The organism is Pseudoalteromonas sp. P1-11, from assembly GCF_001399995.1.
GTDB lineage: Bacteria > Pseudomonadota > Gammaproteobacteria > Enterobacterales > Alteromonadaceae > Pseudoalteromonas > Pseudoalteromonas atlantica.
Genome location: NZ_LJSP01000019.1, coordinates 1 through 15548 on the forward strand (window position 1 = coordinate 1; position 15548 = coordinate 15548).

Annotated in this window: 12 protein-coding genes; 5 read left to right on the forward strand and 7 right to left on the reverse strand. The window is 41.6% G+C overall.

Annotated elements, in window-relative coordinates:
• Positions 1-265: 265 nt before the first annotated feature.
• The gene (locus AN390_RS18630) at positions 266-1420 is read right to left on the reverse strand and encodes a PQQ-dependent sugar dehydrogenase (RefSeq protein WP_055255677.1); all 1155 of its coding nucleotides are present in this window, start codon (positions 1418-1420) and stop codon (positions 266-268) included.
• Positions 1421-1766: 346 nt separating this feature from the next.
• Between AN390_RS18630 and AN390_RS18635 the strand changes: the two genes are divergently transcribed.
• The 3 genes from AN390_RS18635 to AN390_RS18645 all read left to right on the forward strand — a co-directional run bounded on the left by AN390_RS18635 (position 1767) and on the right by AN390_RS18645 (position 5053).
• Positions 1767-2810: a flavin reductase family protein gene (locus AN390_RS18635; protein WP_055255678.1), complete on the forward strand. Its 1044-nt coding sequence runs from the start codon at positions 1767-1769 to the stop codon at positions 2808-2810.
• Positions 2807-3859: an acyl-CoA desaturase gene (locus AN390_RS18640; protein WP_055255679.1), complete on the forward strand. Its 1053-nt coding sequence runs from the start codon at positions 2807-2809 to the stop codon at positions 3857-3859. Before AN390_RS18635 ends, AN390_RS18640 begins: the two co-directional genes overlap by 4 nt.
• Before the next feature lie 150 nt (positions 3860-4009).
• Positions 4010-5053, forward strand: a complete 1044-nt coding sequence (locus AN390_RS18645) for a branched-chain amino acid aminotransferase (RefSeq protein WP_083901793.1) — start codon at positions 4010-4012, stop codon at positions 5051-5053.
• An 80-nt stretch (positions 5054-5133) separates the two neighbouring features.
• Here AN390_RS18645 and AN390_RS18650 read toward each other — a convergent pair whose 3' ends face one another.
• The 3 genes from AN390_RS18650 to AN390_RS18660 form a co-directional block, all read right to left on the reverse strand.
• Positions 5134-7695, reverse strand: coding sequence for a TonB-dependent siderophore receptor (locus AN390_RS18650; RefSeq protein WP_055255680.1), 2562 nt, complete (start codon positions 7693-7695; stop codon positions 5134-5136).
• A gap of 444 nt (positions 7696-8139) precedes the next feature.
• The gene (locus AN390_RS18655; protein ID WP_024033431.1) at positions 8140-8451 is read right to left on the reverse strand and encodes an Mpo1-like protein; all 312 of its coding nucleotides are present in this window, start codon (positions 8449-8451) and stop codon (positions 8140-8142) included.
• A gap of 217 nt (positions 8452-8668) precedes the next feature.
• The gene (locus AN390_RS18660; protein ID WP_055255681.1) at positions 8669-9961 is read right to left on the reverse strand and encodes an anti-phage deoxyguanosine triphosphatase; all 1293 of its coding nucleotides are present in this window, start codon (positions 9959-9961) and stop codon (positions 8669-8671) included.
• 265 nt (positions 9962-10226) lie between these two features.
• Between AN390_RS18660 and AN390_RS18665 the strand changes: the two genes are divergently transcribed.
• Positions 10227-11036: a glucosaminidase domain-containing protein gene (locus AN390_RS18665; protein ID WP_029772709.1), complete on the forward strand. Its 810-nt coding sequence runs from the start codon at positions 10227-10229 to the stop codon at positions 11034-11036.
• Positions 11029-11694, forward strand: coding sequence for a DUF2987 domain-containing protein (locus tag AN390_RS18670; protein ID WP_055255682.1), 666 nt, complete (start codon positions 11029-11031; stop codon positions 11692-11694). Before AN390_RS18665 ends, AN390_RS18670 begins: the two co-directional genes overlap by 8 nt.
• Positions 11695-11748: 54 nt before the next feature.
• On the opposite strand, the gene AN390_RS18675 is transcribed toward AN390_RS18670, so the two are convergent.
• From AN390_RS18675 to AN390_RS18685, 3 genes are all read right to left on the reverse strand, one after another.
• Entirely contained in the window at positions 11749-12753 is a 1005-nt protein-coding gene (locus tag AN390_RS18675; protein WP_024033435.1) for a LacI family DNA-binding transcriptional regulator, read from the reverse strand.
• Between the two features lie 63 nt (positions 12754-12816).
• On the reverse strand, positions 12817-14145 hold the full coding sequence (locus tag AN390_RS18680; protein WP_055255683.1) for a glycoside-pentoside-hexuronide (GPH):cation symporter: 1329 nt from the start codon (positions 14143-14145) through the stop codon (positions 12817-12819).
• Between the two features lie 60 nt (positions 14146-14205).
• Positions 14206-15537 carry a GH1 family beta-glucosidase gene (locus tag AN390_RS18685; RefSeq protein ID WP_055255684.1) on the reverse strand — a complete coding sequence of 444 codons (1332 nt, stop codon included), beginning with the start codon at positions 15535-15537 and terminating at the stop codon, positions 14206-14208.
• Between the last annotated feature and the right edge of the window lie 11 nt (positions 15538-15548).

A 15548-nucleotide genomic window follows, 5' to 3' on the forward strand; every position in this document is an offset into this window, starting at 1 on the left:
CCCCTAGGCAGAACCCGAAGGGCAGCGCATGTTTGGCATTTATGCTGCGTTATAGCCTATTTATGGGGAGTAACCACACTTCATAGGCTCTGCCTTGCCTAAAAACCAAACATACTGCTGCAAATTCAACCATCAAAGATCAACACGCCCTAGCATTACCATACGCTACAAAGAGCTAAATAGTTCTTTTAGCTGAAGGGCGTTTACCTTGTTATATAAAAACAAGGTAAACGCATTATTTGCTATGCTGCGGTTACTAACGGTTTTATTGCTCAGGCTCAAGGCGTTTAATTCCTTGTCCGTCAATGCCTAAGTAAATATAGCCATCACTGCCTTGTGCTAAGCTGCGGACGCGGCCTATTCCTTCTAAAATTTTATATTGCTTTGAAACACCTTTGTTAGATATTTCCAGTGCACTTAAAAACGAAAATTTCATAGACGATAGCAAAAGTTTGCCTTTTAATTGCGGGTACTTATCGCTGCTAACCAATAACATGTCAGAAGGGGCTATGGAGGGGGTCCAATGCAGTACGGGCGATTGCATGCCGTCTTTTTCTTGTATGTCGGTAAACGAAGTACCGCTGTAATTAATCCCATAACTAACCACAGGCCAGCCATAATTAGCGCCCGCTTTAATTATGTTTAGCTCATCGCCGCCACGTGGGCCGTGCTCATGAGACCATAACGTTTGTGTTGTTTTATCAAACCACATGCCTTGCGGGTTACGGTGTCCGTATGACCATATAGCGTGTTTAGCGCTTTTTTGATTTACAAACGGGTTATCTTTAGGAATACGGCCATCAGTGTGTAAGCGATAAATTTTACCGCCATCACGGGTTAAGTCTTGCGGGTTTTTATCGCGCGAGCCGCGATCGCCAATCGAAAAGTAAACATACCCTTGGTTATCAAACACAATACGGCTTCCGTAGTGCTGGCCTTTTGTGCTGTTATGCTCACCTTTGTATAGTAATTGTGTGTTTAAAAGCTCAGTGCGATCGTCACTAAGCTTGGCGCGCATTAGGGCTGTATTACTGCCTCTTTTAGCGCCTTGGGTACTTGAGTAAGTTATGTAAAGCCATTGGCTATCGTCTGGTCCGCTATGTAGGGCTAAATCTAGTAAACCGCCTTGCCCATTAGCATCAATTTGTGGCAAACCCGAGAGCTTAGTTAAGTTAGCTGAGTTTTTAGGCAGTAAATAAAGTGTGCCGCTTCGCTCGGCTATAAGTAAATCACCATTACTTAACGGCTCAATAGCCCAGGGGATAGTTACCCCTTTAGCCACACTGACGGCCTTTACATTGAGCGGTAACACATCAAGGGTTTTGTAATCAACAGCTGCCACCGGCGTTGAAACGAGTACAGCTATAAACGCCGTTGATAATGTTTTAGCAATCGTTTTTGTAGGTATAAACGCAGTCATATCCCTGTCCAATAAATAAGCAAGTAATACCTACATTAGCATGCTGCTGCAGATTTTGCTAAATGTAGCGCTTTAATAAAAACTATATATATTTCAATCATAAAGAGTTTACCCGCAGTGTTGTATGGCTGGTTTTAATATTTTAAACAGCTATTTATTACACCTTAATTGAGGCTTTAGTACAGCGCTTTAAATTAGTGAGCTGCGTAAAAACTGTGCTAAAAAACTGAATATTTACTCTAATACTATTGAAATTAATTTTTTTGGGCGTACACTTGTGCGCTGAAGTTTGAGCGTACACATGTAAGTTCAATTTCAATATTTAATATCCAAGAGATTAATAGTGATGATTACTAAAGTATTAGACCAATTTTCGAAGTGGTTTTTACACCATCAAAGCTTTGCAGGCTACATTGAGCCCATAATGCAAATGGTTAAGCCTGCGTGGCGTGCTGGTCTTTATAGAGCAAAAATAGAAGAGCTGACGCAGCACAATGGTGATTTTTTAAGTATTACCTTAAAGCCTACTCAGCACTGGCAGGCACACAATGCTGGCCAACATATTAGTTTAACGGTAGAAATAAACGGGCGTTTATTAACTCGTGTTTTTACGGTTGCCTCAAGCCCTGAGCAATTTAAAACTACGGGCTTGGTGCGTTTATTAATTAAAACTAATGAGCAAGGGCGTTTTACAAGCCTTTTAAGCAGTGCTTTACGAGTCGGTGAGTGGTGCAATATTTCAGCGCCTAGTGGCGACTTTGTTTATAAAAACACCCAAAACAATGCAACGTTTATAGCGGGCGGCTCGGGTATTACACCTATGCTTGCCATGATTAGTGAGCATTTAAAACATACAACACAAAAAGTATCGCTGATTTATTATGCCAAAGCCGCAGCGCACCAATGTGTAGACGAGCTAAGCGCATTAGCAAACCAGTTTTCGCATTTTTCGTTTTTACTGCTCACACGCGAGCAATCAGATGATATTACTCGCCATGTAAATGTATGGGAAAACCCAGATATATACTGCTGTGGGCCTGCAAACTTCATGAAAACGGTGTGTGACTTTGCTAAAAAACACCATTTAAATTACTACCAAGAGGCATTTGGTTTAACGCTGCCAAGCCAAAATGACGACAGCCTGTTTAATGTACAGATTAATAGCAGCGCTCATGTCGTAAATGCTAACAATGCATTGTTAGCACAGTTTGAAGAAAAACAATTACCGGTTAAACGCGGGTGTGGCATTGGTATTTGCCACCAGTGCCAGTGCATTAAAAAGTCAGGCGTGGTGCGTAATTTAAAAACTGGTGAGTTGAGTGATAACGGCGAGCAGTTAATTCAACTGTGTGTAAGTCAACCTGTTAGCGATTTGGAGTTACAACTATGAAGAACATAAACTTTGATCAGTTAGCCCACGATTTAGATAGCATAAAAATGGATACGCTAGGCAAAGTAGGGCAACAAGATGCAAACTACATTCGCTCGGTTGTTAAAAAGCAGCGGCTATGTGAGTGGAGTGGCCGTATTTTACTTATGCTGGGCTTTATTCAGCCACTTTTATGGGTTGCGGGTGTACTGTTATTAGCGCTGGCAAAAATTTTAGACAACATGGAAATTGGCCACAATGTTATGCACGGCCAATACGATTGGATGAACGACAAGCAGCTTAACTCGCAACACTACGAATGGGATATTGCTTGCGATGGGCAAAGTTGGCATCGCGTTCATAACTTTGAACACCACACCTACACTAATATTATTGGTAAAGACCGCGACTTTGGTTATGGCTTATTACGTTTAAGTAATGATTTTAAATGGCGCTTAAAAAATGTGTGGCAGTTTATTACATATATAAATTTAAGTGTGCTGTTTCAGTGGGGGGTGTCGTATCACGAACTGGCAGCGGAACGTGTGTTTATAGGTAAAAAGAAAGAAAACCGCGAAGGGGGTGTATCGCATTCTACCCTAAAACAGCGCTTTTTTAGTAAAGGTGCGCGCCAATTAATAAAAGATTATGTGATATTTCCTTTATTGGCAGGCCCTTTGTTTTTATGGGTATTAGCAGGCAACTTACTGGCAAATTTAATCCGTAATTTATGGACCTCAACCATAATATTTTGTGGGCACTTTACCGAGGACACCGAAACCTTTAAAGAAGAAGACTGCATAAACGAAACGCAAGGGCAGTGGTATTATCGCCAGGTATTGGGCTCATCTAATATTACAGGCCCGCATTGGTTTCATGTTTTAACTGGGCATTTAAGTTGCCAAATTGAGCATCACTTATTTCCTGATATGCCGTCCTCTCGCTATCAAGAAGTGGCCCCGCAAGTGCAAGCCATTATGCAAAAACACGGCATTGATTATCATACAGGTGGTTTTTTTAAGCAGTATAGCTCGGTATTAAAACGTATTATAAGGTACTCGTTTAAATAAATAATGTGCCTTTAAAAAGCCGATTAATGAAGGTGCATTAATCGGCTTTTTTGTATGTGCTTAGCAATATGGCCAATTTATAAACAGCAGTTGCAAAAATTTCTTTTTGATAATTAAAAAAGCCTCAGTTTTGCTATGGTTAAATGATGCATGAATGTCATACAATGGAGAAAAATAGACCACACAAGAGAGATTAAAATGGCCGCATTCGGTACCGTGTTTATGCCGCAGATGATTCAAGCTCGTTTTTCTGATAACCAATGGAGCGAAAGCTCAATCGTCCCTTCCGATAAACTTGAACTTCATGCGGGCGCGCACGTCCTTCATTATTCAAGCACGTGTTTTGAAGGCTTAAAAGCTTTTCGCCACGAAGATGGCTCTATTTATATTTTTAGAATAGATGCAAACATTGCGCGTATGCAGCAAAGCTCTGCGTTATTAAGCTTACCAAGCTTTGACGGTCAAATGCTAAAAGACATGATTATCGAGATTGTTAAAGAGTATGCTGATGAAACGCCATTGCCACCGGGCTCTATGTACATTCGCCCAACTCACATAGGAACAGAAGCTGCCATTGGTAAAGCGGCTGCACCGTCAATGAGCTCGTTGTTATATACACTTTTATCGCCAGTTGGCGATTACTTTACCGGCGGCGCTACTGCGCTGCGTGTATTACTTGAAGAAGATGGCATGCGCTGTGCCCCGCACATGGGCATGGTAAAAAGTGGCGGTAACTACGCCAGTGCACTTGCACCAATTAGCGCAGCACGCGAAAAATACCAAGCCGATCAAATCTTGTTTTGCCCTGGCGGCGACGTACAAGAAACAGGTGCTGCTAACTTTATTCTTATTGATGGTAACGAAATTATTACCAAAGCGCTCGATAGCACGTTTTTACATGGCGTAACCCGTAATAGCATTTTAACCATTGCAAAAGATTTAGGTATGACGGTAAGCGAGCGTAACTTTAGCGTTACCGAGCTTTTAGAGCGTGCTGCAAAGCCAGGCACAGAAGCTGCACTTTCAGGCACTGCTGCGGTATTAACACCGGTAGGCACGTTTATTCATAACGATAAAGAATACAAAGTAGGCAGTGGCGAGCCAGGCCCTACAACAGCGCGATTACGCCAAGCATTGAACGATATTCAATGGGGTAAAAGTGAAGACAAACACGGCTGGTTAACTAAAATCTAATTGATTTGAGCAGTTCGCAGTAAAAAGCCACCGACTAGGTGGCTTTTGTGTTTTTGAGTACATTCTGAAATGGTTAGCGCTTAAAACTTCATTTCTATTTTGCCGTACACGTAACGGCCATTAAATCCGTAGGGCGAAAAGCTCGAATAAGCAAACAAGCGAGAAAAAGTAGAGACTTCTTCTACATTTTCGCGGGTAGGATCTGGGTATACATCAAAAATGTTATTGGCACCTAAACTAAGCGTTAGGTTATCAGTAGCGGCATAAGCCACATCTAAATCAGTGATCCACTTAGGTTTTAATACCTCGTTTAGTCCAGGCGTTGATGAAGGGTCTTGGGTTTCACCGTAACGCGTAGTTCTAAGTGTGGTACGCAGCGCATCATGGGTCCATGTAGCACTTAAATTGTATTTATTGCGCGGGGTGCTTACTTCAAAGCGGCGCAGCTCTGTACCTGAGAACAAGTTGTCTTGATCAAACCCAGCACCTTGCAGTTCAGCGGGCGGGTCAATAATATCAGTGACTTCATTTTTGCCGTAGTTATAGCCTAAGTTAAAGGCAATATCGCCATAGCCATCGGTGATTAAGTTGTACGAGGCAACCACATCAACACCGCGCGTTTTACTATCTATAGCGTTTAAGAAAAAGCGGCCTTGGTTAGCGCCCGTGCCTGCTAGCAACTCTTCTATTGCTGCGCCCGATAAATTGTTAGATAAAACAATACGGTCATCAATTAGTATTTGATAGTAATCAACCGATAAGCTGAAATTAAAGTCGGTAGACCAAGTAAAGCCAACCCCGTAGTTAGTGGCTTCTTCGGCATCAAGGCCCGGTGAGCCAAGCGCTTTGGCTACATCGCTGCTTGGTGCAAAGGTGCCGGTTTCGGTCGGAACGCTATCAACAAATACGGTAGCAACCGAAGTAAAATATTGCTGTTGTAATGAAGGCGCTCTAAACCCTGTTGAGGCTGAAGCGCGTATGGCTAAATCTTCGGTTAACGAATAGCGCGTTGCAATTTTGCCGTTAAGTGTATCGCCAAAATCTGAGTAATCCTCATAACGGGCTGCCACAGCAATATTCCAATCATCTGTCAGGTAGGTTTCTAAGTCTATGTAAAAGCTTACATTGTGGCGGCTGTTGTCACCTTCTGATTCAGGTGTAAAGCCTGGAAATACCTGCGCACCTGCTGCACCAAATGGGCCATCTTCGCCTGTGACTACGCCACCTGGGCCAAATGAGCCTTGTGCGTATGAGGCTTCTTCGCCAGCTTCTATTTGATAGCCTTCTGTACGGTACTCAGCCCCAATGGCAACACTTACTGCGCTTTCTAAAAAGCTGACATCCACTTCGCGGCTTAAATCAACATTTAAAGTAAGTTGATCGTATGTAAGCGTACCGGCATCAAAGCGTGTTTGGCTAGTGGGGCCGTATGACGTATTTAAACTATTGGTTACACCAAATTCAAACGCATCTTCACCATACACAGCCGATACATCGTAGTTCCAATCGCTTATAAAACCTTTAACACCTAATGCGAGTGAGTAGTCGTTTATATCTGAGGTGATCACAGGTAAAAAGCCGTCGGGGTATATTTCTTCTATATTACGGCTATCGCTTGCGCGTCTATAAAAACCAGCGCCTTCACCTTCACGTTTGCTGTAAGAGCCAAACGAATATAAATCGATATCGTTTGTTAATTGATAACCTGCATTATAAAAAACCGATAGGTCTTCTACATCCCCATTACCAAAGTTATGGTTATAACGGTTAACTGTAAACTCGCGGGGGTCGAGCGAGCCATCTTCTAATCGGTCGTAGTTTTCGCGTTGATCGTAATCGGCACGGTTAGTTGAGTGGCGGTCGCGGTATTCAGTCGAAATGTTTAAAAAGCCATTATCACCAAGCTCTAAACCAATATTACCTTGCAAAGTGAGCGTTTGCCCATCGGTTAAAGAGCGATCGCCGCCTTCGGTAAATGCTAGGTTGCCATCGCTACCCTCAGATACCGATTCAAGCTGAGGCACACCATCCATCTCGGTGATATTTGCCCCATAAATAGCCGCAAGGGAGCCGCCACTGCTTGCGCTTTTAAGTACAATATTAATCACACCCGCTATAGCATCAGAGCCGTATTGCGCCGCAGCGCCATCGCGTAAAACTTCAATGCGTTCAATTGCATTAGCTGGTATTGCATTTAAATCTACAGAAGATGAGCCGCGCCCCGTTGAACCATTTAAATTAAGCAGTGCGCTACTATGACGACGCTTCCCATTAACCAGCACTAAGGTATGATCGGGTGCTAAACCACGAAGTTGTGCAGGGCGTACATGATCACTGCCATCGGTAAGCGATGCCTGTGGAAAGTTAAAACTTGGTAACAAATTGCTCAGTAGCGCGTTTGTTTCCGTAAGACCTGAACTGGTAAGCGCCTCAGCGCCAATAATATCAATAGGTACGGCGCTGTCTTCTACTGTGCGCCCTAAACGGCGTGAGCCAATTACGCTAATTTGCTCTATATCTTCTTGTACTTGAGGTGTTTGCTGTGCCGCGTGTGCAGTAAACGCACCAAATAGCGAAAGCGATGCACCCACAGCTGTACTCACTTTTAAGTTATTTAACCTAAACGGTAGGCTTTTATTCATGTTGTTAATCCTCATCTGATCACCCATTGATTTAAAGTTTTTGTTTTTATAGCTGCTACTTTTTAGTGGAGCGGCTTTGAGAACATAAACCGCATTAACAAAATGAGTCAATTGAATAACGTTCAATTAAAATTAAAGGGTATATAGTTACAAGGTTTAATTAATGAAACTAAATGAGGTAAAAGCTAGAAATAGGCTAGGATTTGTAAGTAACTGATGGAGCTTAAAATAATTGGAAATAATGAGGTTTACTTTTAGTTAACAGGTAAGAGCAGTGTGTACGCCTTTAATAATGGCTGTTGCTAAGCGTTTTTTAAATTAAGTGTATAACCCACCTTTTATATGTTAAATAAATTAACATATAAAGAGCAGATTATTTAAGCTGAAATTTGTATAGCGTTTAAAAAGGTTGCAAGTGATTTTTATAATAAAATAATATAAAAATTAAAATTTTATTTTACCGATAAGTATATCTTTAAACATGACCCAATCTCCCCATAAGCTATAAAGGGGGTGCTTAAAAGTGGCGGGGCGGTTTTTTTCAAAAAAGAAATGCCCAATCCAAGCAAATCCGTAGCCAATAACCGGTAATAACCACAGCAAGCTATATTGCTGCTTGATTAATGCAATAAAGATGACTGCAAGTACTAGCGTGCTGCCAATAAAGTGAAGCCTTCTGCAGGTTACATTGCGGTGCTCTTTTAAGTAATACGGGTAAAACGCTTTAAAGGAGTTAAAAGTGTGTGGTGTGTTCATAGTCAATGCTCTTATTTTTATAGTTTATTAAATATACAAGGACCTGCTAGATTTTGCAGGAAAAATTTTTGCAAACAAGAGGTTATTTAACTGCGGCGCAAGGTTTGTAACCGAGTGGACTCGATAACGGCTTTTGCAAACGCCTATTTATTTGCAATAACCCCTTACACAGGCTCTACCTTTACCTAAACGCTCTACAGGATGTGCTCTTCGCTTTTTATTGTACTGGTGAGAATAACCGCTGATAGGTTTTATAAGCGTACTCATCGCTCATGCCGCTTAGGTAGTCGCATATTATGCGCATCCCTTGGTTTTGTTTTTCAGCGTCTATGTAAAGAGCTTGCGTTGTTTCGGGTAATAAACGCAGAGGGTCACTGGCAAAAGCGGTAAATAATTCAATCAGTAAGTTTTGACCTTTAAACTCTATTTGCTGCATTTCTGGGTCGCGTATTAAGCGATTAAATACAAAATGTTTGAGTATTTGTAAAACGCGCTCGTACTGTGGGTCTAGCTTTGCAGTGTACTTTAAAATAGGGCACTCAAAATCACCATGCTGAACATCTAAATGAATATGAATAATAAACATATTTACCAGCTCGCCTATGGCGTCTTTACGCTCAAAATCGTTTTTTGAAAATAAGCGTTGGGTAAGCGAGTCTAATTTAGTGTTTAACCAATCGTAATTAAGCGCGTTTAAGTGGGGTAATGCGTGTGTTTGCCAATCATCTAGTGTGAGCACTTTAGTGGCTATGGCATCTTCTAGGTCGTGCACTGCATATGCTATGTCATCGGCGTGTTCCATTATAGCGCTATCTAACGATTTATAACGGGTTTTTGCACGGTACTGATCTACTGGCGTATGGCTTGTTAATAGCGCTTTGTCGTTGTCGCTTAAAGGGGCAATGATCCATTCAAATATTTGTGCATCGTCTTTGTATAAGCCTTTAGCGGGACGCCAATCATCAGCTTTTATAAATGAGCGTGTGTTATTTACCTTCGGGATGGTGTGCCATAAATCGTCTATAAATGCGGGATATTTAATAAAGCCAAGCAACGTGCGGCGCGTTAGGTTCATGCCGTGGCCGTTAGAGTAAGGCTCAAGTTTAGCGACTATACGCAATGTTTGTGCGTTGCCTTCAAATCCACCGTGCTCACGCATCATATAATTTAAGGCAATTTCGCCGCCATGGCCAAACGGGGGATGGCCTATATCGTGGGCTAAACATAAGGTTTCTAATAAACCGGAAGAGGGGAAGTGTTCAAAATCGCTGTGCTGTGCTTTTAAATGCCGCAATATGCCGGTACCAATTTGCGATACCTCCAAAGAATGCGTTAAGCGAGTGCGATAAAAGTCGTTTAAGCCTATCCCCATAATTTGGGTTTTTGCTTGTAAGCGCCTAAAAGCTGCGGCATGAATTATACGAGAGCGGTCTACCTGCCAGGGGGAGCGATTATCGTTAGGGCGATTTTTATACTGTTCTATTATTCGGCTTTGCCATTGCTTATCCATACTGCTTACTCACAAAACATTGTTATACACGGTATAAGCTCAGTATACCCATGCCCTAATAAATTGCGAATGAACAAGTACATAACCTGAGCTGGTGGATAATATATTTATCGCAAGCAGTCACTTTAGCATTTTTTAGCAAAGCGTGGCCCTTAAAGGGTTACACACAGAGTGTTATTCGCGTTTATATAGTGGCTTAGGTATAATGGGGTTTCGTATGTGTGTGTATTACCCATGCATAATTGTTGTTTGAAAGAGAGACTACATGCTAAAAACCATTTTAAAGCTGTTACTAAGCGTATTTTTTTTATGGGCGCTTGCATATCCGTTTATGCAAAGTAATGAGCAAGAGGTTGAAGAACAAACCACAGGTGAACAACCTAAAAAAGTAAAGAAAAAAGAAAAACCCCTGCACAATGTTACCTTACCTAAATTTTCTGAATTTGCTGATGTAAAAGAGAAAAAACAGGCATTTTTTGATTTTATTCGCCCACATGTTGAGGCTGAAAATAAAAAAATATTACAGCAACGCGCTAAGTTAGAAATTGCGCGTATGATGCTTGAATACAACGAACCGCTCGAGAAAAAACAACAGCGCGACATCGTTAATATTTTAAAAGCCTATGGCTTACCTGAAACAGTAAACACCCTAATTTTAAGCCAAGCGCTGCGCCGTGTTGATATTATTCCTAAAGAGCTTGCGCTAATGCAAGCGGCGAATGAGTCGGCGTGGGGTACATCGCGCTTTGCACGCATAGGGCTTAACTTTTTTGGCCAATGGTGCTATTCAAAAGGCTGCGGTATGGTGCCAAGACGCCGCAATAGTGGAGCGGCACACGAAGTTGCTGCATTTAAGTCGGTACGCGCAGCAGTAAGCTCGTATTTTAGAAATATAAACACGCATAATGCCTACAAAGATTTACGCCTTATACGCGAAGATTTACGACAACAGCAAAAGCCCATTGCGGCAACGGCACTAACCCATGGTTTAATGTCGTACTCAGAGCGCGGCGAGGCATACATAGAAGAGCTAAACACCATGATTAACCAAAACAGAGCTTACTTTGATGAATAAAAAACGACTCATAAATATTAACGCCATACTCATTTTATTAAGTTTCGCGGCAAGTACCGTCAATGCCAAAGAGTTTGTTATGTCGTACGATGGCTTTTACGACAGATTAAAAGTGGTTAACAAGGGCGACTTTCAATATGCACGGGTTAACTTTTACATTAGCGATATTGCCACAAACGAGGCATGTACTATTAAAAGCGGCACAATTTTAACTGAAAATAACGAATACCCGCTTAATTTTACCGATAAAGCACAGTTACTTTTACCGTTTGATAAGCAGCTCGATACGGATAAAGCCGTTATTGTTGTAGAGCCACAAAACCCCGATCACGATTGTCAGTTAAAATTGCAAATTGAGGCCAGCGAATTTGAAGGGCTTAGCTTAACGAAGGATTCGTTGTACACAATTAATAACGAGTTAGATGAACTTTTAACAGATTTATCGGGCTTTTTTGTTAGTAAGCTTATGTGGTTTTTATTGCCTGAGCAAAAAGGCGTTGCTGTAACATTTAAAGAGCCTGTGGCCTTTAATAACCCACATATACAGTGCGAAAAATCAATCTGCTACTTTGCAGTACAGGATAACTGGGAAGACGACGTAAATCTGCTTGGTGATATAGAAAACGTAGTTAAAGTAACCCCGTGGATAGCAAAATAAGTTACTGGGGTTTAATAAAAAACGGCGCTTAATATAGCGCCGTTTTTTTATGCGTTATTTTGGCAGTGTTTGGGTTGAATCACGTTTTATAAGGGTGGGTTCAAACACGCGGTTTATGTGTAAGTTTTTATACTGATACACATCTTGTAGCACCATTTTTGCAGCCATTTCTCCCATTTCTTCTACTGGGTTATCTATGGTGGTAAGTGTAGGGTAAAGATAATTGGCAAATATAACGTTATCAAAGCCAATAACCGACAAATCGTTTGGTAAATTAAAGCCATGCTCACGGGCGTATTTCATAGCACCTGATGCCATTTCATCGTTAGCACACACTAAAGCACTAAACGGAATACGCGTGTTGAGTAGTTTTTCAAGGCCTTTGCTGCCACCAATTTCGTTAAAATCACCTTCGTAAAACAGCGCCTCATTAAAGGGGATGTTTTTTTCGTGCAGCGCTTTTTTATGGCCTTTTAAACGGTTTCTGGCATCGGCTTTAACTTGCGGCCCCGCAATATAAGCTATATTTGTGTGGCCTTGTTCAACAATAGATTTACTGGCTAAGTAGCCGCCGAGTTCGTTATCTAGGCTAATGCAGTTACTTTCAAGTGAATGTACGTATCGGTTAATAAGGTAAATAGGGGTTTTACCTTTACTTAGCTCAATTAGGTAGTCATCACTGACTGACTCTACATGTAAAATTAGCGCATCGCATTTGCGGCTAATTAAAAATTCAATGCCGTCTTTTTCTTTATCGTCTTCACTGTGACCGGTGGTAATAATAACGTGCTTACCCGCAGCGCGTAGGGCTGACTCGATGCCTGCCATCATTTGAGCAAAGAAAGGACCATGAAGCTCTGAGACCAAAATACCCACGCTGTTGGTTCTGTTTGAGGCAAGCGATTGCGCAATAGAATTGGGCTTATAGCCCAGCTGCTGCATTGCATCGAGTACTTTTTTAGTGGTTTTTTCACTTACGCGGGTGTTTTTATTCATTACCCGTGACACTGTAGCTAACGATACGCCAGCAAGCTCCGACACTTCATAAATTGTGGCCATGTTATTGTTAACTCACTTATATCCTTTATTTTGGCGGGCAAATAATACCGTACCCACCAAATGTTAACTAGCACTAGTTTTTAGCGATGCCTGTATAGAGGCTAACTGTGCGTTATTGAGCGTGTATTTACGCATAATAAATGCAACAAACAAAGAACCAAACGCCGGTATAATAGTAAACGATAATAAAATACCCTGCTGCGTATCAAGGCTCTGCATTGTTTGCGCCTGATAATTATAAAAAGACAGCAGCCAGCCTGCAATTGCACCGCCTAACGCCACACCCATTTTTATAAAAAATATAACGCCCGAATACACAAGGCCAGTAATTCTTACCCCAGTTTTGTGGTGCCCGTAGTCTATGGTGTCGGCCATTTTTGCCCACAGTAGCGGGGTGGCCATATCTAAAAAAAACTTCCACAAAATAAAGGCGGCAAATGCCAAGGTAATGTTATCAGGGGAGATAAAATAGCTCACAATACATATGCCCGCAGCGATTAACTGCAAACTAATATAGGCTTTTATTTTACAAAATCGCTTAGCCAACGGCTGAGCACACGCACACCCAACCATACTGGCAACCACTCCTAGGGTCATGAAGGAGGTAATTAAATCTTCTTGCCCTAAATAGTATTTAACGTAATAAACACCTAAGGTTAAACGTAATACTTGTCCAGTGAGTAAAAATAGCGCGGCAGCGCACAGGACTCGCCATTGATCGTTTTTAATTAAGGTTTTTAAACTTTTAATCAACGACAGATTTTGCTCAGGCGGTTGCTCTACGCGCTCTTTGGTACCAAAAAAACACAGTAAAAATAACACTAAGCCAAGCAAGCTCATTGCCGTCATGGTGTATTGGTAACCTTTGGCATTATCGCCTTGGCCAAAGTATTCAACCATTGGCATTGTACAGCCCGCAACAATAACGCCGCCTAACATACCAAACACAAAACGATACGATTGCACGCTAACACGCTCTTTTACATCGTTAGTGAGCACGCCACCTAATGCGCAATAAGGAATATTTATGGCGGTATACGCCACCATAAGCAAGGTGTAGGTAGTAAAGGCGTAAATAATTTTATCAGTGCCTTCAAGCTCTGGCGTGGTAAAAGCTAAAATACTAATAAGCGCAAAGGGCAGGGCAAGCCACAATAAATAGGGCCTAAAATGGCCAAAGCGCGACTGGGTTTTATCGGCTAAGTTGCCCATAACTGGGTCGGTGATGGCATCAAACAACCTAACCACTAAAAACATGGTGCCTACCACCGCTGGAGAAAGCCCTACTACATCTGTGTAGTAAAGCATTAAAAACATCATAACTGTTTGAAAAATAATATTACTTGCCGTATCGCCAAGGCCATAGGCTATTTTTTCTTTTACACTTATCATGATGTTAGGTTCTCGCTTTTTGATTTTTATTTATGCGATTAATCGAATAGCTTTTATTGGCTATTTACGGCTTTGTATCAAGCTTTTATAAGCTTGCCCACTGGCTTTTATAGTACGTTGCTGAGTTTTATAATCAACGTAAACAATGCCAAAGCGTTTTAAATAGCCCTCAGCCCATTCAAAATTGTCCATTAAGCTCCACGCAAAGTAACCAATAATATTAACCCCTTGCGCTGTGGCATCGTGCACGGCATTTAAGTGGCTATGATAATAGTTTAGGCGATCTACATCGTTTACCTCGCCATTTTTAATGGTGTCGGGCATAGCTGCGCCGTTCTCGGTAATATAAATAGGCGGTAAGGTGTAGGTGTTATTAAGCGTTACAAGTAAATCGGTAAACGACTGCGGGTAAATTTCCCAGCCCATGTCGGTTAAAGGCCCTTGTGGTGCAAGTGGCTCGTATATATCGCTAGGGTGCGCTTTGTATACTTGGCGCGTATAAAAATTAATGCCTAAGTAATCAATAGATTGTGAAATTATGTCCATATCGCCAGGGTGGATTTCAGGCTGCTGATTGCTAGGAAGCTGTTTTATAATTTCTGGGTATTGGCCGTCCATTATTGGTTTCATATACCATTGATTTAAATAATCATCGGCGTAACGAGCTGCGTTTATATCCTCTGCTGACTGCGTTAATGGGTAGCAAGGTGTAAAATTAAGCACAATACCATTTTGAGTATTAGGCGAGGTTTGCTTTAACACATCCATTGCCAAACCATGGGCAAGCAATAAATGGTGCGCTGCTTTTTTACCGTACTCTTTGCCCACTAAACCTGGGGCATGTATGCCTACTTCGTAGCCTAAAAAGGCACTGCAAAATGGCTCATTTAGGGTCGCGTACGAAAATACCCGTTCGCCAAATGCTTGGCTAATAAGCTTTACATAGCGAGCAAATTCATAAGCTGTATCGCGATTTAACCAGCCGCCTTTATCTTCTAAATGTTGAGGTAAATCCCAGTGATATAGCGTTACAAACGCTTTAATGTTGCGCTTATTAAGCTCATTAAGAATATTAGTATAAAACTTTACGCCCTCAGGGTTTAGCTCGCCCGATAAGGTAATAACGCGCGGCCAAGAGATAGAAAGTCGATACGCATCTACGCCAAGCGAGTCTATTAATTCAATATCGTTTTGCCACTGATTGTAATGATCGCAGGCAACATGCCCATTTGAGCTGTCGGCTATTTTGTTGGGTGTATCGCAAAAGGTATCCCATATACAGGGCAGGCGATGCTCATACCCGCCTTCAATTTGAAATGATGCCGTAGCCACACCATAAACAAAGTTTTTTGTTAATAGAGGTGAATGAGATGGTAACGATAATTTTGTCATTAGTAACAAAC

Excerpts from the sequence above, each read along its gene's own strand:
- AN390_RS18675 (WP_024033435.1), bottom strand. The coding sequence starts at position 12,753 with ATGGCCACAATTTATGAAGTGTCGGAGCTTGCTGGCGTATCGTTAGCT.
- AN390_RS18660 (WP_055255681.1), bottom strand. The coding sequence starts at position 9,961 with ATGGATAAGCAATGGCAAAGCCGAATAATAGAACAGTATAAAAATCGC.
- AN390_RS18650 (WP_055255680.1), bottom strand. The coding sequence starts at position 7,695 with ATGAATAAAAGCCTACCGTTTAGGTTAAATAACTTAAAAGTGAGTACA.
- AN390_RS18680 (WP_055255683.1), bottom strand. The coding sequence starts at position 14,145 with ATGATAAGTGTAAAAGAAAAAATAGCCTATGGCCTTGGCGATACGGCA.
- AN390_RS18685 (WP_055255684.1), bottom strand. The coding sequence starts at position 15,537 with ATGACAAAATTATCGTTACCATCTCATTCACCTCTATTAACAAAAAAC.
- AN390_RS18635 (WP_055255678.1), top strand. The coding sequence starts at position 1,767 with ATGATTACTAAAGTATTAGACCAATTTTCGAAGTGGTTTTTACACCAT.
- AN390_RS18655 (WP_024033431.1), bottom strand. The coding sequence starts at position 8,451 with ATGAACACACCACACACTTTTAACTCCTTTAAAGCGTTTTACCCGTAT.
- AN390_RS18645 (WP_083901793.1), top strand. The coding sequence starts at position 4,010 with ATGAATGTCATACAATGGAGAAAAATAGACCACACAAGAGAGATTAAA.
- AN390_RS18670 (WP_055255682.1), top strand. The coding sequence starts at position 11,029 with ATGAATAAAAAACGACTCATAAATATTAACGCCATACTCATTTTATTA.
- AN390_RS18665 (WP_029772709.1), top strand. The coding sequence starts at position 10,227 with ATGCTAAAAACCATTTTAAAGCTGTTACTAAGCGTATTTTTTTTATGG.
- AN390_RS18640 (WP_055255679.1), top strand. The coding sequence starts at position 2,807 with ATGAAGAACATAAACTTTGATCAGTTAGCCCACGATTTAGATAGCATA.
- AN390_RS18630 (WP_055255677.1), bottom strand. The coding sequence starts at position 1,420 with ATGACTGCGTTTATACCTACAAAAACGATTGCTAAAACATTATCAACG.